This is a genomic window from Agrobacterium rubi TR3 = NBRC 13261 (genome assembly GCF_000739935.1).
Classification (GTDB): Bacteria; Pseudomonadota; Alphaproteobacteria; order Rhizobiales; family Rhizobiaceae; genus Agrobacterium; species Agrobacterium rubi.
The window spans coordinates 322927-343710 of sequence record NZ_BBJU01000003.1; the positions used below are offsets into that span (position 1 = coordinate 322927).

Annotated in this window: 16 protein-coding genes; 9 read left to right on the top strand and 7 right to left on the bottom strand. The window is 58.0% G+C overall.

Annotated features, from left to right (window positions below):
• Positions 1 to 44: 44 nt before the first annotated feature.
• Positions 45 to 3530, bottom strand: a complete 3486-nt coding sequence (gene carB / locus RRU01S_RS02905; RefSeq protein ID WP_045228713.1) for a carbamoyl-phosphate synthase large subunit — start codon at positions 3528 to 3530, stop codon at positions 45 to 47.
• 259 nt (positions 3531 to 3789) lie between these two features.
• On the opposite strand from carB, the gene RRU01S_RS02910 reads away from it, so the two are divergent.
• Positions 3790 to 4458, top strand: coding sequence for a glutathione S-transferase family protein (locus tag RRU01S_RS02910; RefSeq protein WP_045228714.1), 669 nt, complete (start codon positions 3790 to 3792; stop codon positions 4456 to 4458).
• A gap of 59 nt (positions 4459 to 4517) precedes the next feature.
• Positions 4518 to 5411 carry a KPN_02809 family neutral zinc metallopeptidase gene (ypfJ, locus tag RRU01S_RS02915; RefSeq protein WP_045228715.1) on the top strand — a complete coding sequence of 298 codons (894 nt, stop codon included), beginning with the start codon at positions 4518 to 4520 and terminating at the stop codon, positions 5409 to 5411.
• A gap of 50 nt (positions 5412 to 5461) precedes the next feature.
• On the opposite strand, the gene RRU01S_RS02920 is transcribed toward ypfJ, so the two are convergent.
• Positions 5462 to 5944: a DUF2938 domain-containing protein gene (locus RRU01S_RS02920; protein WP_045228785.1), complete on the bottom strand. Its 483-nt coding sequence runs from the start codon at positions 5942 to 5944 to the stop codon at positions 5462 to 5464.
• A gap of 341 nt (positions 5945 to 6285) precedes the next feature.
• Positions 6286 to 8370, bottom strand: coding sequence for a methyl-accepting chemotaxis protein McpU (gene mcpU, locus RRU01S_RS02925; protein WP_045228786.1), 2085 nt, complete (start codon positions 8368 to 8370; stop codon positions 6286 to 6288).
• A gap of 319 nt (positions 8371 to 8689) precedes the next feature.
• Between mcpU and RRU01S_RS02930 the strand changes: the two genes are divergently transcribed.
• Positions 8690 to 10087: an MATE family efflux transporter gene (locus tag RRU01S_RS02930; protein WP_045228716.1), complete on the top strand. Its 1398-nt coding sequence runs from the start codon at positions 8690 to 8692 to the stop codon at positions 10085 to 10087.
• 3 nt (positions 10088 to 10090) lie between these two features.
• Here RRU01S_RS02930 and RRU01S_RS02935 read toward each other — a convergent pair whose 3' ends face one another.
• The gene (locus RRU01S_RS02935) at positions 10091 to 10486 is read right to left on the bottom strand and encodes a DUF6165 family protein (RefSeq protein ID WP_045228717.1); all 396 of its coding nucleotides are present in this window, start codon (positions 10484 to 10486) and stop codon (positions 10091 to 10093) included.
• A 203-nt stretch (positions 10487 to 10689) separates the two neighbouring features.
• Here RRU01S_RS02935 and RRU01S_RS02940 point away from each other — a divergent pair, with 203 nt between their 5' ends.
• Both RRU01S_RS02940 and RRU01S_RS02945 read left to right on the top strand, forming a co-directional pair.
• Entirely contained in the window at positions 10690 to 10941 is a 252-nt protein-coding gene (locus RRU01S_RS02940) for a hypothetical protein (protein ID WP_045228718.1), read from the top strand.
• 153 nt (positions 10942 to 11094) lie between these two features.
• Positions 11095 to 12123 (top strand): glycosyltransferase family 9 protein, encoded by a 1029-nt coding sequence (locus tag RRU01S_RS02945; protein ID WP_165572199.1) that lies wholly within the window; start codon positions 11095 to 11097, stop codon positions 12121 to 12123.
• Between the two features lie 86 nt (positions 12124 to 12209).
• Here the strand turns inward: RRU01S_RS02945 and carA are convergent, their stop codons facing one another.
• Positions 12210 to 13415: a glutamine-hydrolyzing carbamoyl-phosphate synthase small subunit gene (carA, locus tag RRU01S_RS02950; RefSeq protein ID WP_045228787.1), complete on the bottom strand. Its 1206-nt coding sequence runs from the start codon at positions 13413 to 13415 to the stop codon at positions 12210 to 12212.
• Between the two features lie 323 nt (positions 13416 to 13738).
• Between carA and RRU01S_RS02955 the strand changes: the two genes are divergently transcribed.
• Positions 13739 to 14191: a GatB/YqeY domain-containing protein gene (locus tag RRU01S_RS02955; protein WP_045228720.1), complete on the top strand. Its 453-nt coding sequence runs from the start codon at positions 13739 to 13741 to the stop codon at positions 14189 to 14191.
• A gap of 285 nt (positions 14192 to 14476) precedes the next feature.
• Here RRU01S_RS02955 and RRU01S_RS02960 read toward each other — a convergent pair whose 3' ends face one another.
• Together RRU01S_RS02960 and RRU01S_RS25210 are read right to left on the bottom strand one after the other, a co-directional pair.
• A complete protein-coding gene (locus RRU01S_RS02960; RefSeq protein WP_045228721.1) occupies positions 14477 to 14806 on the bottom strand; it encodes a BrnA antitoxin family protein in 330 nt (109 codons plus the stop codon).
• Positions 14769 to 15095: a BrnT family toxin gene (locus RRU01S_RS25210; protein ID WP_234935997.1), complete on the bottom strand. Its 327-nt coding sequence runs from the start codon at positions 15093 to 15095 to the stop codon at positions 14769 to 14771. Before RRU01S_RS25210 ends, RRU01S_RS02960 begins: the two co-directional genes overlap by 38 nt.
• Before the next feature lie 147 nt (positions 15096 to 15242).
• Between RRU01S_RS25210 and dnaG the strand changes: the two genes are divergently transcribed.
• The 3 genes from dnaG to RRU01S_RS02975 all read left to right on the top strand — a co-directional run bounded on the left by dnaG (position 15243) and on the right by RRU01S_RS02975 (position 20762).
• Positions 15243 to 17219: a DNA primase gene (gene dnaG, locus RRU01S_RS02965; protein ID WP_045228722.1), complete on the top strand. Its 1977-nt coding sequence runs from the start codon at positions 15243 to 15245 to the stop codon at positions 17217 to 17219.
• Positions 17220 to 17612: 393 nt separating this feature from the next.
• A complete protein-coding gene (gene rpoD / locus RRU01S_RS02970) occupies positions 17613 to 19667 on the top strand; it encodes an RNA polymerase sigma factor RpoD (protein WP_045228723.1) in 2055 nt (684 codons plus the stop codon).
• Positions 19668 to 19787: 120 nt separating this feature from the next.
• On the top strand, positions 19788 to 20762 hold the full coding sequence (locus RRU01S_RS02975; protein WP_165572200.1) for a DUF930 domain-containing protein: 975 nt from the start codon (positions 19788 to 19790) through the stop codon (positions 20760 to 20762).
• Positions 20763 to 20784: the final 22 nt, after the last annotated feature.

Consider the following 20784-nt stretch of genomic DNA (forward strand, 5'->3'; position numbering starts at 1 on the left):
GTTTGCAGGCCGGGTTGCGTCGACATCGCGACTGGCTGCCCCTATCAGAAATAGCTTTGCAAAGGCCGCACGTCGAGGCTGCCGGCCTTGAGCGCCTTTATGGCAAGCGCTGCGGATTCGGCGCCGGACATCGTCGTGTAGTAGGGCACCTTCTGCATCAGCGTTGCGCGGCGCAGCGATTTCGAGTCCGAGATCGCCTTGTTGCTGTCCGTCGTGTTGATGACCAGCTGGACCTGACGATTGCGGATGGCGTCTTCGATGTGCGGACGCCCTTCCTGAACCTTGTTGATCTTTTCGGCATTGATGCCCTGTTCAGCGAGGAAGCGCTGTGTGCCGCCGGTTGCCAGAACCTTGAAACCGATCTCCACCAGATGGCGGATGGCGGGCAGGACGCGTTCCTTGTCTTCGTCGCGAACCGAAACGAACACCGCACCCGAGCGGGGCAGGTCGACGCTTGCACCGAGCTGCGCCTTGGCGAAGGCGAGGGCGAAATCCGTGTCGAGACCGATGACTTCGCCGGTGGAGCGCATTTCCGGTCCCAGCAGAATATCGACGCCGGGGAAGCGGGCAAACGGGAAGACGGCTTCCTTGACTGCGATGTGCTTGAGGTTGCGCGGATCGGGCTTTTCGCCATAGGCCGCAATTGCTGCATCCAGCTTTTCGCCGGTCATGATGCGGGCGGCGATCTTGGCGATCGGCGCGCCGATGGTCTTGGCGACGAACGGCACGGTCCGCGAGGCGCGCGGGTTGACTTCCAGAACGTAAATCGTGCCGTCCTTGATGGCATATTGCACGTTCATCAGGCCGCCGACGTTCAACGCCTTGGCCATGGCCGTCGTCTGACGCTCCAGCTCGTTCAGCGTCTCTTCGGACAGCGAACGCGATGGCAGCGAGCATGCGCTGTCGCCGGAGTGAATACCGGCTTCTTCGATGTGCTCCATGATGCCGGAAACGAAGACATTTTCGCCATCGCACAATGCATCCACGTCCACTTCGACGGCGTTGGTCAGGTAGCTATCAAACAGCAGTGGGTTCTTGCCCAGCAGCGTGTTGATCTGGCCGGTCTTGTCGTTGGGGTAACGTTGCTTGATGTCCTCGGGCACCAGGCCCGGAACGGTGTCCAGCAGGTATGTCTGGAGCTGTCCCTCGGAATGGATGATCTGCATGGCGCGGCCACCCAGAACGTAGGATGGGCGCACGACCAGCGGGAAGCCGATTTCGGAGGCGACGAGGCGCGCCTGCTCGACGGAATAGGCGATGCCGTTGTTCGGTTGGTTCAGGTCCAGCTTCATCAGCAGTTTCTGGAAACGGTCGCGGTCTTCGGCAAGGTCGATCATATCAGGCGCAGTGCCGAGGATCGGAATGCCGTTCTTTTCAAGCGCTTCGGCCAGCTTCAATGGTGTCTGACCGCCGAACTGCACGATGACGCCGACCAGTTCGCCTTTTTCCTGCTCGGCCCGCATGATCTCGATCACGTCTTCAGCCGTCAGCGGCTCGAAATACAGGCGGTCGGAGGTGTCGTAGTCGGTGGAGACGGTTTCCGGGTTGCAGTTGATCATGATGGCTTCAAAGCCCGCGTCCTTCAATGCGAAGGCGGCGTGGCAGCAGCAATAATCAAACTCGATGCCCTGGCCGATACGGTTCGGACCACCACCGAGAATGACGACCTTCTTGCGGTCGGAAACTTGCGCCTCGGAGCGCAGCTGACCAACGAAAGGCGTCTCGTAGGTGGAGTACATATAGGCGGTTGGCGAGGCAAATTCGGCAGCGCAGGTGTCGATGCGCTTGAAGACCGGGCGAACATTGAGGCTGTTGCGCAGTTCCGCCACTTCTTTCGGGCGCTTCTTGGTCAGGCTGGCGAGGCGGGCATCGGAGAAGCCCATGGCCTTGAGCGAACGCAGGTTTTCAGCGTCCTGTGGCAGGCCATGTTCGCGCACGCGGGCTTCCATGTCCACGATGGCCTTGAACTGGGCGATGAACCATGGGTCGATCTTGCTGTTTTCATGCACTTCGGCTTCGGACATGCCCATGCGCAGCGCCTGCGCGACCATGCGCAGACGGTCCGGCGTCGGCGTGCCGATAGCGGCGCGGATGGCGTTCTTCGAGCCTTCGCCTTCTTCGTAGCCGGGGATTTCGATCTCATCGAGACCGGTGAGGCCGGTTTCGAGGCCACGCAGGGCCTTCTGAAGCGACTCCGCGAAGGTACGGCCAATGGCCATGACTTCACCGACCGACTTCATGGCTGTGGTGAGGATCGGCGATGCACCTGGGAATTTCTCGAAGGCGAAACGCGGGATCTTGGTGACGACGTAGTCGATGGATGGCTCGAACGACGCAGGCGTTGCACCGCCGGTGATGTCGTTGTCCAGTTCGTCCAGCGTGTAGCCGACAGCGAGTTTGGCCGCGACCTTGGCAATCGGGAAGCCGGTGGCCTTGGAGGCGAGCGCAGACGAGCGCGACACGCGCGGGTTCATTTCGATGACGACCAGACGGCCGTCTTTCGGGTTGACGGCGAACTGTACGTTCGAGCCGCCAGTTTCGACGCCGATTTCGCGAAGGACGGCGATCGATGCATTGCGCATCATCTGGTATTCTTTGTCCGTCAGCGTCAGGGCAGGGGCGACCGTGATCGAATCGCCTGTGTGTACGCCCATCGGGTCGATGTTTTCGATGGAGCAGATGATGATGCAGTTGTCCGCCTTGTCGCGGACCACTTCCATCTCATATTCCTTCCAGCCGAGAACCGATTCTTCGATCAGCACTTCGGTGGTCGGCGATGCATCGAGACCGCCGCCAATGATTTCGAAGAATTCCGAGCGGTTATAGGCAATGCCGCCGCCGGTGCCGCCCATGGTGAAGGACGGGCGGATGATGGCTGGCAGGCCGACGACATCGATGGCCTGCGCGGCAATGGCCATGGCGTGGCTGATATAGCGCTGCTTGCGGTCCGTCTCGCCAAGGTTCCACTGGTTTTCGAGGTTGTCGAGCGCCTTGTCGAGCTCGGCGCCTGAAAGCTTTGCCTTCAGGTCGGCGCGGGCTGCTTCATGCGTCTTGCGGTCTGCGTCCTTAATGTCGGTGGCGTTGGCCAGCATCGACTTAGGCGTTTCCAGACCAATGCGCTTCATGGCTTCGCGGAACAGGGCGCGGTCTTCGGCCATATCGATGGCTTCGGGCTTTGCGCCGATCATCTCGACATTGTAGCGGTCGAGAACGCCCATGCGCTTCAGCGAAAGCGCCGTGTTCAGCGCCGTCTGGCCACCCATGGTGGGCAGCAGCGCGTCGGGACGTTCCTTGGCGATGATCTTGGCCACGACTTCCGGCGTGATCGGCTCAACGTAAGTTGCGTCGGCCAGACCGGGGTCTGTCATGATCGTGGCGGGGTTGGAGTTGACGAGGATGACGCGGTAGCCTTCCTCTTTCAGCGCCTTGCATGCCTGTGTGCCGGAATAATCGAACTCGCATGCCTGACCGATGACAATCGGACCCGCGCCGATGATAAGGATGGACTTGATATCTTCGCGCTTCGGCATGGCTCTCGTTCCGCTTTTTTGTTGCGCAAAAAACCGGCCACGGTGAAAGGTCACCGGTCGGGCGCGCAATTTCAATCTTTTCAGGCTAGAAGCGGCTTATAGGCAAATGTTTTGGTGAACGGAACCCCGAATCTTCTGTTTCCGACAGGAAAGTTGGCTCCTTATATATCTGTGTTGCAGGCTGATCCTTTCGTCTCGTAAAAACGTAGAGATATTTGAATGAATTACGTTTGTTTCTAAAACGACAGAACAGGGCCTTATGATCACCGTTCATTATCTCGAAAACTCCCGCGCGCACCGCATTTTATGGCTGCTCGAAGAACTCGGCCTCGACTATGAGGTCAAGACCTATGCCCGCGGTCCAGACATGCGCGCGCCAAAGAGCCTCAAGGCGGTGCACCCGCTCGGCAAGTCGCCCGTGATCGAAGATGGAGGCACGGTTTACGCCGAAAGCGGTGCGATCATCGAATATCTGATCGACACTTATGGGCAGGGCGCATTCCGACCGCAGCAGGGCACGGACGCCTACAGGCGCTATGTCTATTGGCTGCATTATGCCGAGGGTTCTGCCATGCCGCTGCTTCTGCTCAAGCTTTTGTTTTCGCGTATTCCCGGTCAGGTGCCGTTCTTCCTGCGGCCTGTGGCTCAGCTGATTTCGAAGGGCGTGTTCAGCAAGCTCATCGATCCGCAGCTGGCTGACCACACGTCATACTGGGAAGCGGAGCTTACAAAGGACGGTCTTTTTGCCGGAAGCGAGCTGACCGGCGCAGACATTGCCATGAGTTTTCCGGTGGAAGCGGCGATGAGCCGGGCAGCCGGTGCGGCAGAGCGGCCAGCCATCCGGCGCTTCCTCGAAACCATCCGCGCACGGCCTGCTTATCAGCGCGCGCTGAAAAAGGGTGGGGCCTATGTGTTCTCGCAAAGTTGATGTGCGGGAACGGACTGCTCTCATTTGCGTTATAACGTCGCATTTAAGGGGAGACTGGCATGCAGTGGCGCGGACGGCGACAATCAGACAATATTGAAGACAGACGTGGCATGTCATCGGGCAGCGGCGGTGGCGGCGGATTTCGCCTGCCGACCGGTGGCCGTGGCGGCGGGATTGGCATTGGCGGTCTCGTCGTCATTCTGCTGATAAGCTGGGCGCTGGGCATCAATCCGATGACGCTGCTGTCCGGTGGTGACGTTTCCACTGATAGCGCCAGCCAGCAAACCACCGGCACGCGGCCTCAAGGCCAGTCCAGCGATGATACCACTGCCTTCGTGCGAACCGTGCTGGCAGAGACGGAAGACACTTGGGGCAAGATATTTGCAGCCTCGAACGAAACCTATGAGAAACCGACTTTGGTTCTGTTTGCCGGTCAGGTGCGTTCCGGTTGCGGCACGGCGTCTGCGGCCAGCGGCCCCTTTTATTGCCCACAAGACCGCAAGGTCTACCTGGACACGAACTTCTTCCGCGAACTTGACCAGCGTTTTGGCGCGTCGGGTGATTTCGCCCAAGCCTATGTGATTGCGCATGAGGTGGGCCACCATATCCAGAACCTCACCGGCGTGTTGCCGGAGTTCAACCGTCAGCGCCAGGGCATGAGCGAAACCGATGCCAACAAGATGTCGGTTCGCGTCGAGTTGCAGGCGGATTGTTACGCTGGCATCTGGGGCAAGTCTACGCAGCAGAAGGGCATCCTGGAAACGGGTGACCTGGAAGAGGCTCTGAATGCGGCACACCAGATCGGCGATGACACGCTTCAGAAGCAAACGCAGGGCTATGTCGTGCCTGATAGCTTCAACCATGGAACATCCGCCCAGCGCGCCCAATGGTTCCGCCGCGGCTTCGACAGCGGTCGCATCGAAGACTGCGATACGTTCTCTGCGGATATTTGATTGAACGGTCGAGACTTGGGAGAGGGGGCGGAAGCCCCCTTTTTTGCGTGTCAGTGGATGATCAGCGCCGCCACGAACATGCCGAGTGCGAAGATCGTGTGTGCGATGAGGTTCAGGGCACGTACCTTGTTGGGGTTGGGTGTTTTGGACGCCGCCCAGCCGATGCCAAGACCCGGTTGCAGCAGAAACCACCCAGCGCCGACGGTAATGATGCCAACGATCCACGGCAGAAGAAACGTCGGTGCGGCAAACCACCCGGAAGGTACGATCACCGCAAGCAGAACGCCGTAGATGATGCCAACGGCGTAATGGGATATCCAGCCGAGCGCGACTTCGTGCTCGTAATGCGCTGCCCTCGCGATGTTGTCATGGAACACGGTGCCCTTCGGCAAATGCCAGAACCACCGTCCCACAGGTCCCCAGTTCGGGGCGGGCTGATGGAAGAACCTGTGCAGAATGATTGCCCAGATATCCATGAACATCGTGCCGCCAATGCCCATCGCGACGCCACGCCAGACGATTTCCCAAACCATGACGTCCTCCATCCGACTCACAAGTGTGTATCGGTAAGGTGTAGGCTTTTGGGCGGGTCTACAAGGTGGCTTTGGTGGTGGTTTCGGAGGGATGGAGGCGAGACACTTCCTCCCACCGTCATCCTAGGGCTTGTCCCTAGGATCTGCCGCCGTTCCACCGCATTCGACAGGGGAGTACACGGATGCGTGGTTAGATCCTCTGGTCAAGCCCGAGGATGACGGGGCGATTGGGGCGCTGCCGTCTCTTCATAGCTACGCGATAACCCATGCCGCCCGTCCTAACAAAAAAGGCGTGACCGTTATTCCGGTCACGCCTCTGGTCTTCTCATGTGGCCACCAGATCAGGCAGCGCGGCTGTAGCTGTTACTGCTACGGCCATTCGCCAGCTTGAACTGCGCCAACAGGTCGTTCAGGGCGGCGGCTTCGGACGCTAGGCCGTGGCTTGCCGCGGTCTGCTCCTCGACCATGGCGGCATTCTGCTGGGTGCCCTGGTCGATGGTGTTGATCGCGGTGTTGATTTCCTGCAGGCCGGTGGACTGTTCGCGCGATGCAAGCACGATGGCATTGATGTGCTGGTTGATCTCCTGCACTTCCGCCACGATGGTTTCCAATGCCTTGCCAGCATTGCCGACCAGCGAAACGCCCGATTCCACCTGTGTTGTCGAGGCGCTGATGAGCGTCTTGATGTCCTTGGCGGCGTTTGCAGATCTTTGCGCCAGTTCGCGCACCTCCTGCGCCACGACAGCAAAGCCCTTGCCCGCTTCGCCGGCACGCGCCGCTTCCACACCGGCATTCAGGGCCAGTAAGTTGGTCTGGAAGGCGATTTCATCGATGACGCCGATGATCTTGGAGATGCCGGAGGAGGACTGCTCGATGCCCTCCATGGCCTTGACCGCATCGCCAACGACGACGCCGGACTGTTCGGCATTGGCGCGGGCGCGGGCCACCAGACGGCCAACTTCTTCGGCGCGTTTTGCCGAATCCTTGACGGTCGTGGTGATTTCTTCCAGTGCCGCTGCCGTTTCTTCCACTGACGCCGCCTGCTGTTCCGTGCGCTTGGCAAGATCGTCGGCAGACTGGCGAATTTCGCTGGCACCGGCATCGATGGCGCGGGCGTTCTGGCCGACGGTGACAAGGGCAGCATTGAGCTTGCTGATCGAACCGTTGAAGTCTTCACGCAGGCGGTCGATATGGGCCACGAACGGTGTATTGATGCGGTAATCCATATGGCCGTCGGACAGATGGGCAAGTCCTTCGGCCAGAGCATTGACGGCAAACTGAATGTCGGCCGCGTCTTTGGTGGCGGTCCGTTCGCGTTCGCTGCGCTCGTGCTCGGACAGATTGCGGGTCTGTTCGGCGTCGCCTTCCAGACGAAGACGCTCCTGCGCATTGGTGCGGAAGACGGCGACCGCCGCTGCCATGGAGCCGATCTGGTCGGTGCGCTCCTGTCCGGGGATCGCCGCATTCAGATTGCCCGCGGCAAGCTCGTCCATGGCAGACGTCATCTGGGTCACAGGCTTGATGACCAGACTGTTGACGAGGAATGCCAGGAACGCAATCATGCCGGCAACAGCCAAGATGGTGGCGACGACGGCTGCGATGCGGAACTGCGAGATGGATGCGAAAGCCGTGTTGCTGTCGATGACAAGACCCACCGACCACTCGACGCCGGGCAGGCCGGGGACGGGAATGAAGCTGGTGATCTTGTCAGCGTCGCCGATTTGCGTCTGAGAGACGGCCTGCGAAATTTTCGGGGTCGCGACCGGGAAGAGGTCGGTCAGCGTCTTGTTGACCATCGCTTCGTCGGGATGGATCAGGATTTTGCCGTCCTTGTTGACCAGAAACGCATAGCCTTCGTTACCGGCGTCGACAGAGCGGATCATGGAAACCAGTGTCGCCAGCAGGAAGTCGCTGGCGGCAACGCCAACCAGCTTGCCATCGCGTTTGACGGGCAGGGCGACGCTGACCACGAGCTTTCCGGTGCTGGCGTCCGTGTAGGGCTCGGTCAACACCGTTGCATTGGCCTTAACGGCGGCCTGGTACCAAGGACGCTGGCGCGCGTCATAGCCGTCGCGCATCTTCTGGACCGGGAAATTGTTGTAAGCGCCTGCTTCATCGCCAAAATAGGCGGATTTGAATTCGCGCGACAGAATGTCGTTCTGCAACAGAAGTTCCAGCCGTTCTTGCGTGGTGGCCTTTGTCATCGCTGCGCCGACCATTTCGGTCATCATGACGCGGCCATTCAGCCAGTTGGCGATGCTCTGGGCCGACTGCTTTCCAGCCGCATTGATCTTGTCTTCGACGAAATGGTTGGCCGCGTCGCGCTGGAGGCCATCGATGTAAATCGAAAATCCTGCGAAGGCTGCAATCACGACGCAGGACGCTGCAACGACGATGCGCGTCATCAAATTGGATTTTTTGGACAATTCGGGACCTCGAAAGGAGACCGGGAATACCGGGTTTTTGATGAAAACATGCCTATGGCCGTCGCGGCGTGCTTCATGCACCCAAATATTTCCTTATTGTGATGGAACCTTTATCGCGCAAGCGTAAACAAACTTTACGCCCCTTCACGGAGTGGGTGTCGGCATTATTGTAAGCTATTGCTTTGTCAGTATAATTATATTTATGTGACACGATTTTGCGCGCCCGTCGCATGCTTGCGCAGTGGCTGTAAATGACATAACCAGACCCTGCGCCGCCCGCTTTATGTTAGCGAAGCGGCTTTTTGTTTGAGGTGATGTCATGTCTTCGTCGGTTGCAGTCGAGAAAAGCCCTGTTGGTGTCCATTCCTGGGGCGCGCATTTGCGTGCGACACTGGCGCTGGGCATTCCGCTGATTGGCGCGCAGCTGGCACAGCTCGGCATTCACACCACGGATATGATCATCGTCGGCCAACTGGGTGCCGAAAAGCTGGCGGCCATGGTGCTGGCCGGGCAGTTCTACTTCGTCGTTTTCATTTTCGGCTCCGGCTTTTCCGTGGCCGTGGTGCCGATGGTCGCCAATGCTTACGGGCAGGGCGACGCCACCTCTGCGCGGCGTGCGTTGCGCATGGGCATGTGGGTGGCTACCGTCTACTGGCTGCTGACCGTGCCGCTTTTCCTGCACGCCGAGAAAATCCTTTTAGCGCTTGGCCAGAACCCGGCGGTCTCCGCACAGACCGGTGAGTATCTCGCCATCGCGCAATTCGGCCTTCTCCCGGCACTTCTGTTTTACGTCATGCGCGGGCTCGTCAGCGCCATCGGTCGTGCAGGCATCATTCTTTACGTCACCATTGCCATGCTGGTGATCAACGGCTTTCTGGCCTACGCGTTGGTTCTCGGCCATTTCGGTTCGCCTGCCTTCGGCATGCTGGGCGCAGCCGCGGCCGCCGTCATCGTCAACACGTTCAGCCTGCTGTTCATCATCGTCTATATTCAGACGCGTGACGAAACCCGGCGCTATGAGCTGTTCGTGCGTTTCTGGAGACCGGATTTTCACGCGCTTTGGGAGGTCATTCGCCTCGGGCTTCCCATCAGCGTCACCATTCTGGCCGAAGTCACACTGTTTTCCGCCGCATCCATTCTCATGGGGCAGATCGGCACGCTGGAGCTGGCAGCACACGGCATAGCATTGCAGCTGGCTTCCATCGCCTTCATGATCCCGCTCGGCCTTTCGCAGGCCGCAACGGTGCGCGTCGGTGTTGCGCATGGGCAGAATGATTATCCCAACCTCATGCGCGCGGCCATTACCGTTTATGGCGTCGCCTGCGTCATCGCGGCATCCGGCGGTCTGTTCTTTGCGCTCGCGCCGCAATATCTGGCCAGCTGGTTCCTCGACCCCAGCCTGCCAGGCGCGTCAGAGGTACTTGCCTATGCCAGTACGCTGGTCATCATTGCCGGTGTGTTTCAGTTGGTGGATGGCATGCAGGCGGTTGCGGCCGGTCTGCTGCGCGGCTTGAAGGACGCGCGCGTACCGATGATCCTGGCGCTCATCTCCTACTGGCCCATCGGATTGGCGCTCGCTTGGATCGCCGCTTTTCCCCTCGGTTTCGGGGGGCCGGGTGTCTGGTTCGGTTTCGTGTTCGGCCTATCGACCGCGGCGATCCTTCTCACCACACGCTTTTACCTGATGGTGAAACGTGAGATGCAGGCACGGGCTTAATCTCTACGGAGCCGATGCAGCGTAGGGCTTGTAGGACTTCTCCTCCATGAGCGTACAGCCGAGACGCACGTTGATCTGGCGTTTGAGGTCAGCGCGACGATCGTTGGTAATGTAGACCGAGCGGGCAAGCGCGATGAACGCCTCATCGAAGCGGCGCGCGTCCTCACATTCACGCAGCGCGTTCTCCACATCCCAAAGGCTGGTGTTGACGGCGCGCAGGTCGTCAACGATCGCGTCAAGGCCGTTCTGCTCGATCAAAGAGCCGAGCTTGTCCTGCAGCAGGGAAAGTTCAAGCGCGACATTCTGCCGTTTGATGTCATCGTTGATTTTCTGCGCCTTGATTTCGAGGATCGTGATCTTGTCGATCATTTCCCCAAATGAAACAGGAATTTCAATCATATAGGCTCCTGAATTTTGTGACAAAAAATTGCTAAGATTAAACATACAACTTTAGGAAGTTATTATTTTCACGATACTATCTCAGATATGTTATCTGAATCAACCTTGACGATTAAATTATAATAATACAACTTTTTATGGCCGGTGTGTCAATTCAAACTCTCCGGCGAATTTCAATCGTTAAAGCGAAAAGGAATTTTGAAATGATTGTTGATGCTATTCAGGATTTCGACGGTGGCTTTCATGTGCAGCAAAGCGCACTACAGATCGCGACCGTAATCACCGCGGATGAGCGCCCTGTGATGGCCTGGCCAGCACATATTCGTCAGGTCGAAAAAGATGGAAAGCTGGAGTTCCAGCTTGTCCAGGCGGGTGGCAGTAGCGGAGGACCCGGTGGCAGCACTGGCGCGCCTGGTGGAAGTGGCGGCGCTCCCGGCGGAAGCAGAGGCGGTTAATCATCCACGTGGCATCGCCTGCCGCGTCTCCGCTGTCGCTTAAAATCATGCGAGCGGAGTAAGAGTGTCAAAGCATGGTGGCATTCATTAAATGCGCCATGCTTTGATTTTCTGAAAATGATTGTCAGCATCAGACATTGAGCGATGGATAAAGTGACGACTCCAGAACAGTCTGTGATGCCCAAGAACCCGGTGATCATTGTTCACGCGCTTGCGGGTGACCTGTTGATGATGAGCCCCACATTACGGTTCTTTGCCCGCCATGTCGGCGAAACCGTGCGGTTGATTTGCGGGGTCGAGAAAAACACTCAGGACCTGTTGCGGCAGATCGGTTTCAAGCGTCTGGTGGCAACGACCTTCAGTGTCGAGGAGATCGTGACGGACGAACACGGTGAACGCACATATTGGACCTGCGAAACAGGACCTGTCCGTGCTGCACTTGAAGGCGCAGACCTTGTCATCAATCTGCTGGAGTTCACGGGCGACAGTCTGGCCTCGGTCACCGCACGGTCGGCAGTGCCATCGCTCGGTTTTCACGAGGCCGCAACGCATCGCTTGGCTTTCGATTTCCAAAACGACCATCTCATCGATAGCTATTTCCAGTTCGCCCACCATTTTTCACCTGATGCGGTGGCGGCAAACTATATGGTGTTTCCACATCGTCCCGACGGTGCACAGATACGGCAACGTCTTGCCGAACGGCTCGGCACGGACGATTACATCGTCATTCACACGGATACGAAGCCGCAAAAAATGTGGCCTCTGGCCAATTGGAAAAACCTGCTGGGCCGGTTGTGGGAGACCGAGCCGGACCTGAAAATCCTTCTTGTCGGCTATCCCTTCATCCCGCTTGAAAAGATTTCACCAGACCCACGCTTGATCGATTGCCGGGATATTCCGTTGACTGTGTCCTATGAAGTGGTTGCCGGTGCGCGGCTTTTCATCGGCATCGATTCCTCGATGTTGCACGCTGCGGATTTTTGCCGGGTTCCCACCGTGGCGATCTTCGCTTCGAGATATCCCACCAAACGTTACGGCATAAAATTCGCGATCAGTCGCACTCTTGTCGGCGCAAATCCGCCTGATGATATCGAGATATCGAGCGTCTTCCAATGCGTGCTCGAGGTTGTCGCCGCCGCCGGTGTGCCGATCCGATTGTCGTCTTCGGCGGTTGCCGCGTAACCGGGCATTGTTCCCCTCTGTGCACTACAAACGAAACGGCCCGCTACAAAGCGGGCCGTGTGGTCTTCGCAATTTTTAGAGTCTTATCAGCGCTCTGCGAGAGCCGGTTCGCCCTTCTTCTCACGCAGAAGGTTGACGAAGCGGCGGAAGAGGTAGTGGCTGTCCTGCGGGCCGGGTGATGCTTCCGGGTGATGCTGCACGGAGAAGACCGGCTTGCCGGTGATACGCAGGCCGCAATTGGTGCCGTCGAACAGGGACGTGTGGGTCTCTTCGATGCCCTCTGGCAGAGACTTCGCGTCGACAGCAAAGCCATGGTTCATGGACACGATTTCCACCTTGCCGGTGGTGAAGTCCTTGACCGGATGGTTTGCGCCATGGTGGCCCTGGTGCATCTTTTCGGTCTTGCCGCCGACGGCCAGACCCAGAATCTGGTGGCCGAGGCAAATGCCGAACATCGGCAGGTCCGTTTTGATCAGGTCCTTGATAACGGGAACGGCGTAGACGCCCGTCGCTGCAGGGTCTCCCGGACCGTTGGACAGGAACACGCCATCGGGCTTCAAAGCCATGATGTCTTCGGCAGAGGTCTGGGCAGGAACGATGGTGACCTTGCAATCGAGACCAGCGAAGAGGCGCAGAATGTTGCGCTTCACGCCGAAATCGACGCAGACCACATGATACGTGGCGTCTGCTTCGCCCAGCGTACCGTATCCTTCGTTCCAGACCCAAGGTGTCTCGTTCCAGACGGAGGACTGACCGGATGTGGCTTCGATGGCAAGATCGAGACCTTCGAGGCCGCTCCAGGCCTTGGCTTCCGCCTTCAAGGCTTCAATATCGAAAACGCCGTTCGGATCGTGTGCGATGACGGCATTGGGGGCACCGTTTTCGCGGATCCACGATGTCAGCGCGCGGGTGTCGATGCCGCACAGGCCGATGATGCCACGGGCCTTGAGCCATGCATCGAGGTGCTTGGCAGCGCGGAAGTTGGATGGCTCGGTGATGTCGGCCTTGAAGATGACGCCGACCGCGCCGCGCCGTGCGGCAGGCGTCAGGTCTTCGATATCCTCGTCATTGGCACCGACATTGCCGATATGCGGGAAGGTGAAGGTGACGATCTGGCCGAGATAGGACGGGTCGGTCAGGATTTCCTGGTATCCGGTCAAGGCGGTGTTGAAGCAGACTTCCGCCTGCACCTTGCCGGTTGCGCCGATGCCGGTTCCCTCGATCACGGTGCCATCGGCCAGAACGAGCATGGCAGTGGGTTTGCGGGTGGTCCAGGGTGCTGTCTCGGTCATCTCGTTTCCCGTTTCTGCCACTTGGGCCCGCCTCTTGAAAGGCAGGGGCAAAGCGGCCATCTTTTTTCGCGGATAAGGGCGCGCGAAAGCCTTCGCGTCGTAACCTTCGTTAAAATCCTGTGCAGGTGCCGGAAAATAACGAAAGGGGCACGCACGGTCAACCGCGCGCCCAAGAATTAACCGGAATTTAAAAGCTGGCGATTCAAGGGCTTATGCAAATGATTTGCCGATGCCCGGTTGCTCGTTTATGCCACGGCCAAAATAATGATGGAAATGCCTGACCGATCCATGCCGGTCGTTACGGCTTTCCCAAGGAGAAAGACATGATCCGCGATACCTTCGCCGACGCTTTGAAAGACGCCATGAAAGCCCGCGAACCGCGTCGGCTTTCGACGATCCGCCTCGTTCAGGCGGCGATCAAGGACCGCGATATCGCCAATCGCGGTGTTGGCAAAGACCCGGTTTCCGACGAGGAAATCCTGCAGATTCTGGCCAAGATGATCAAGCAGCGCGAAGAATCTGCCGGTATCTATGATCAGGCCGGTCGCACCGAGCTTGCCGAACACGAGCGCGAAGAAATCGTCATCATCAAGAGCTTCATGCCGGAAGAAATTCCGCAGGAGAAAGTGCGTGCCATCCTCGAAGGCGTCATTGCCGAGACGGAAGCGTCTGGCCTGCGCGACATGGGCAAGGTGATGGCGGTTCTGAAAGAGCGCTATCCCGGCCAGATCGATTTCGGCAAGGCATCGGGAATGATCAAGGATTTGCTGAAGTAAAACGCAGTGTTTTGAAATAGGAAAGGCAGGGCACATGTGGGTGCCCTGCCTTTTTCATGCGTGGAGATGCGCCTTGGGGGAAAGCGCGTGTTCGGGCGCTCTTAGGGGGGGATATCGCCTGAACCATCCAGCATCACACATACACTCGGCATCATGCCGATGCGCGCAGACTAGGACGAGTTTGGCTCTCCTTCAAATTACAAAAACGTAATGTCGTCAGCGGATTTATCGCCGCAAATTTGCCAACTTGGCGCATAGGCAAATCGCTCATCACACCGAATGCGCTCAACCCTTGTCGCTTTTCTGCTCACGCACATAGTGGCGCAAGATCGCATTCATCCGCGTCTGGTAACCCTTGCCCGTGGCTTTGAAGAAATCGATGACATCCTCATCCAGTCGAATGGAAATGGATTTCTTCGTGGTTGGAAGGACGAGTTCGGCCTTCGACCAATCGACATCGATCCATTCTGCCCAATCGGGATCGTCACGCATCGCCCGGTCGATGTCCTCATCGGTCATTGCGTCGACGCGCGCCCAGTCTGTCCGATCCTCGCCGTTGGCGATCTTTTGCCGAATCTCATTGGCCGAATATCTGACGATATGCTCTTTGCTCATTTTTACGCGCCGCCCTGGCTGATATGATCCTGCAACTATCGCCTCGCATCGTATAGACGATGGTGATCAGACGTTCTGTTTCCGGACATATAGCCAAAATGCGGCTTTCTCCGTTTTGGTCGGACTGACTTTCCAAATGTGGTTGCGACAATGCTGTTGCCGCTCTGGGAAAGTCGATCCCGTGCTTTTCGATATTCTTGAACCATTTGTTTTCATCCCGCTCAAAGGAAATGAACTCTCGCTTGACGACGAACATGAGTAACCCGAATGATTGACGTTTGGCACTCATGCGCCGTCAAGTGTATATTCACTTGTATATACACTTGTGTCAACAGGTCTGTGAATAACGGGTATCACCTGTTTCTGCGCTTGGTAATTTCGCGTGGCTGCGCTTATATAACAGACTGGCCAAAACAGGCACTGATCCCAGGTAACGATGCGCTTTTCAAACTCATTTCTCGACGAGATACGTGACCGAGTGAACATCTCCGATGTTATCGGCAGACGTGTGACGTGGGACAGGAAGAAGAGCAATGCATCCAAGGGTGACTATTGGGCCTGCTGCCCGTTCCACGGCGAGAAGAGCCCCAGCTTTCACTGCGAGGATCGCAAGGGCCGCTACCATTGCTTCGGTTGCGGCGTGTCGGGCGATCATTTTCGTTTTCTGACCGATCTCGACGGCATGGGTTTTCCCGAAGCCGTGCAGCAGATCGCCGATATGGCGGGCGTTTCCATGCCGCAGCCGGATGTGCAGGCGGAAAAGCGCGAGCGTGAGCGGGCAACCTTGCAGGACGTCATGGAGATGGCGACGCTGTTCTTTCAGGATCAGTTGCAGACGGCGGCCGGTGCGCGGGCGCGGGCCTATCTGCGCGATCGCGGATTGAGCGGACGCACCATCGAGACGTTCCGTCTGGGATTTGCGCCCGATAGCCGCAATGCGCTGAAAGAACACCTGGTCTCCAAAGGCATCGCCAAGGAACAGATGGAGGCTTGCGGCCTGGTGGTGCATGAAAACGTGCCGGTGTCATACGACCGTTTTCGTGACCGCATCATGTTCCCAATTCTGTCATCGCGCGAAAAGGTGATTGCCTTCGGTGGTCGCGCCATGGCGGCGGATGCGATGGCCAAGTATCTCAATTCCAACGAGACGGAGCTCTTTCACAAGGGCAATGTGCTTTATAATTTTGCCCGTGCGCGGCGCGCCACGCAATCCTCCGGCACCGTTATCGCCGTCGAAGGTTATATGGACGTCATCGCGCTCTATCAGGCGGGTGTTGAAAACGCTGTCGCACCACTCGGCACCGCGCTGACGGACAACCAGCTCGAACTGTTGTGGAAGATGTCGCCGCAACCCGTCTTGTGTTTCGATGGTGACGGTGCGGGCATTCGCGCGGCCAGCCGCGCTGCCGATCTGGCGCTGCCGCATATTAAGCCTGGCCGTTCCGTCAGCTTCGCGCTGCTTCCCGATGGCAAGGACCCGGATGATCTGGTGCGCCATGAGGGCAGGGCACCGTTCGACCGGGTGCTGGCGGAAGCCAAACCGCTGGCTGCGATGATCTGGAGCCGCGAAACGGCGTCTGTCACCTTCGATACGCCGGAAAAGCGCGCAGAACTCGAAAACCGTCTGCGCCAGATCGTGTCCGTGATCGGTGACGAAAGCGTGCGCCGCTTTTACCAACAGGATATGCGCGACCGGTTGAACGCGTTTTTCCAGCCGCAGTTTCAGCGCAACAACGGCCAAAATGGAAACTTCAGACGTGATGGCAACACCAACCGCAATGGGCAAAGAACGCCGGCGCGGGGGACGACGACCGGTTCCGGCAGCATTTCGGATCGGCTAAGCCAATCCGGGCTGGTCAAAGGCTACCTTGCCGCGCCCGCCTTGCGCGAAAGCGTGCTGGCACTGACCATCGTCAACCATCCGCAGCTGTTGCTGGAAGAGTATGACGAGATTGCCGCCATCGATTACGAGAACCGCGACCTGCAACGGCTATGGTCGCAGGTTCTGACCTATGCGGCGGAAAACGGTGCCGAGCTTTCGCGCGATGGTCTCGTTTCTCGGCTAGAAGCGCAGGGGTTCGATGTTCTGCTGAAGGCCATGAACCAGCAGGTGCGCAATGCGCGTCTGTGGACGGCCACCGAGCAGGCGGCGCCCGAAGACGCCCGTGAAGGCTACACGCAGTCACTCTCCCTTCACAAGCGCACCAAGGCGTTGCGCTGGCAAAAGATCGAGCTTGAACGCGAGATTGCCGAGGCGACGGAAGCGGGTGACGGCGATCGCATGGTACAATTGATGCGCGCGCTTTCAGAGGTTCAGCTGGAGATCGGACGGATGGAAAACCAGGAGGCCATTATTGATGGTTTCGGGGTCATGTCCGGCAGGGTGAAGGGTCCGGCCTATGGCCACGGTTAGGCGTTTTGCGCCGTTTGAGGCTTGTCTTTTGCACAGATAGACCTAAATAGGGGATAAGTTGGTGAGGTCCGTGAAATGTCGCGGCGATGGTGGCGTTTTTTGGCTTTTAACCCTTGGTCGGGCCATAAAGGCTTGACGTGACGGGAAATAGCGGGAATCACCATTTCAGGAAAAGTAAGGTGGAATGGACCTTGGCGGATCGAAACTGCATGGAAAAGCATTTCCGAATGCACTGTCTTGATGTTCCGCCGTTGGTGGCTGTGGTTAAACGGCAATTAAAGATCATTCCGTTAGGTGTTTGACGGTGATTCGCGGCCAGAGCCGGATGCCTTTGTGAAGGCGATCGGTTTTGCGGCGAGGCGGATGTTAGCGTCAGGGAAAGCGACGAGATAGATGGCAACCAAAGTCAAAGAAAACGAAGAAGCTGAAAACGAACGCGACAGCGCGACGGATGGGCCGCTTCTCGATCTTTCGGATGACGCGGTCAAAAAGATGATCAAGGCCGCGAAAAAACGCGGCTACGTCACTATGGATGAGCTGAACGAGGTGCTGCCGTCGGATCAGGTCGATCCCGATCGCATCGAAGATATCATGGCGATGCTCAGCGAAATGGGCATCAACGTCGTGGAAGACGAGGACGCCGAAGAAGCGCCTGCTGAAGCTGAAGACAAAGATGCCGAGGATGAAGAATCCGAGGGTGGCGAACTTGCGCCTTCCAGCGGCACGGCCCTTGCGACCGCCAAAAAGAAAGAGCCGACGGATCGCACCGATGACCCGGTGCGCATGTATCTGCGCGAAATGGGCTCGGTCGAGCTTTTGTCGCGCGAAGGCGAAATCGCGATTGCCAAGCGTATCGAGGCTGGCCGCGAGACGATGATCTCCGGCCTGTGCGAAAGCCCGTTGACGTTCCAGGCGCTGATCATCTGGCGCGACGAACTCAACGAAGGCACAACGCTGCTGCGCGAGATCATCGATCTCGAAACCACCTATTCCGGCCCGGAAGCCAAGGCTGCACCGCAGTTCCAGAGCCCGGAAAAGATCGAAGCGGACCGCAAGGCCGCCGAAGAGAAAGAAAAAGTCCGCCGTCTGCGCAATCCCGGCGGCGATGATGATGTGACGAATGTCGGCGGCGAAGGCCTTCCGCACGAAGAGGAAGAAGAGGACGACGACGAGTCCAACCTTTCGCTCGCTGCGATGGAAGCCGAACTGCGCCCGCAGGTCATGGAAACGCTGGATACCATTGCCGACACCTACAAGAAGCTGCGTAAGCTTCAGGACCAGCAGGTCGAGGCACGTCTGGCCTGCACCGGCACGCTGTCCACCGGTCAGGAGCGTCGCTACAAGGAACTGAAGGATCAGCTGATCACGGCGGTCAAGTCGCTGTCGCTGAACCAGAACCGCGTCGACAGCCTTGTCGAGCAGCTGTACGACATCTCTAAGCGTCTGATGCAGAACGAAGGCAAGCTTCTGCGTCTTGCTGAATCCTATGGCGTCAAGCGTGACAGCTTCCTCGAGCAGTATCACGGTGCGGAACTCGATCCGAACTGGATGAAGTCGATTGCCAATCTGGCCGCCAAGGGCTGGAAGGAATTTGCGCGCGAAGAAAACAACACGATCCGCGATATCCGTCTGGAAATTCAGAATTTGGCGCAGGAAACCGGCATCTCCATCGCCGAATTCCGCCGCATCGTCTCCATGGTCCAGAAGGGTGAGCGCGAAGCGCGTATCGCCAAGAAAGAAATGGTTGAAGCCAACCTTCGTCTGGTGATCTCGATCGCCAAGAAATACACGAACCGTGGTTTGCAGTTCCTCGATCTCATTCAGGAAGGCAACATCGGCCTGATGAAGGCGGTCGACAAGTTTGAATATCGTCGCGGTTACAAGTTCTCGACCTATGCGACATGGTGGATCAGACAGGCGATCACCCGTTCGATTGCCGACCAGGCTCGTACCATCCGTATTCCGGTTCACATGATCGAAACGATCAACAAGATCGTTCGCACATCGCGCCAGATGCTGCATGAAATTGGTCGCGAACCGACACCGGAAGAACTGGCTGAAAAGCTTGCCATGCCGCTGGAGAAGGTCCGTAAGGTTCTGAAAATCGCCAAGGAGCCGATCTCGCTCGAAACCCCCGTGGGTGACGAAGAGGATTCGCATCTGGGTGACTTCATCGAGGACAAGAACGCGCTTCTGCCGATCGATGCCGCCATTCAGGCCAACCTGCGCGAAACCACGACCCGCGTTCTGGCCTCGCTGACACCACGCGAAGAACGCGTTCTACGCATGCGTTTCGGCATCGGCATGAACACGGACCACACGCTGGAAGAAGTCGGTCAGCAGTTCTCGGTCACCCGCGAACGTATCCGTCAGATCGAAGCCAAGGCCCTGCGCAAGCTCAAGCATCCGAGCCGTTCGCGCAAGCTGCGCTCGTTCCTCGATAGCTGAGTTTCCGCCAGGGAAACACATCAAGCCCGGTCAGTTTTCTGGCCGGGTTTTTTCTTTTTGGGGATGCTGACTGCTGTCAAAACGATTATCTCTGACGCAGTTGAAGGACATGACGTTCGGATGGAAAAGACTGGTAAGAACAAATGGTGGCAGGGGAGCTGGACGATTCCGCTCTCGATCATGCTGCATGTTCTTATCGGCACGACCTATATTTTATGGTCTGGCTACACGCCGGCCCCTGCTCAGCCGGAGCCCGAAAGCGTCAGCGTTGAGATGGTAGAGCCGCCCAAAGAGGAGCCGCCGCCAAAACCTGAAGAAAAGAAGCCGGAAGAGAAAAAAGCCGAAGAACCGCCGCCGCCTGCGGAAGAAAAGCCGCAAGAGCCGCCGCCATCGCAAATGCCCCCTGTCGCCATTCGCCCTGGTCCGACGCAGTTGGATGAGCGTGACGAACCCGGTGCGCAAGAGGCGGGTGGGCAAGAGCAAAAGACACCGGAAAAGGCCGAGGAGACACCACAGCCCGCATCGCCACCGCCGCCAGAACCCAGCGAGACCAAAGAGGAACCTGTCGCGTCTGAAACTGAAGCCAATGCCGACCGGGGTGAGATACCAGCCTCACCAGCGCCGGTGCCGGATGATATGGCGTCTGTTGCCGTTCCCCTGCCCAAACCAGAGGTGACGCCGAAACCGCAGGCGCCTGCCAAGGCGCCACCGGATGGCGAGAGCAATCCCGATCTCAAGCCTGCGAAGAAAATCATATCGGCGGCAAAACGCCCCGGTCCGATGTTGCGCCAGATCATGGGCGAGTTGCCACCGCGTGATCGGGTCGCGCAACTGTGCGTCGCCGAGGCGATGGCTCAGATAAAGGAGAGCAGAGGCTTCTATGAGGGGCTGAAGCCACACACGGGTCGAAATTTCCCCGTCGCTGGCGATGTGATGGACGCGCAAGGTGCGTTCAACGTCGGCACGCAGTGGTACCCCATCAATTACCGCTGCAAGGTCGATATCGACAATTACATCGTGACCGATTTCAACTTCGCGATCGGCCCGAAACTATCGATCGACGATACCAAACGCCTGCGCCTGCCAGCGCGTTGAATCGGTTCGCTACATGGAAACG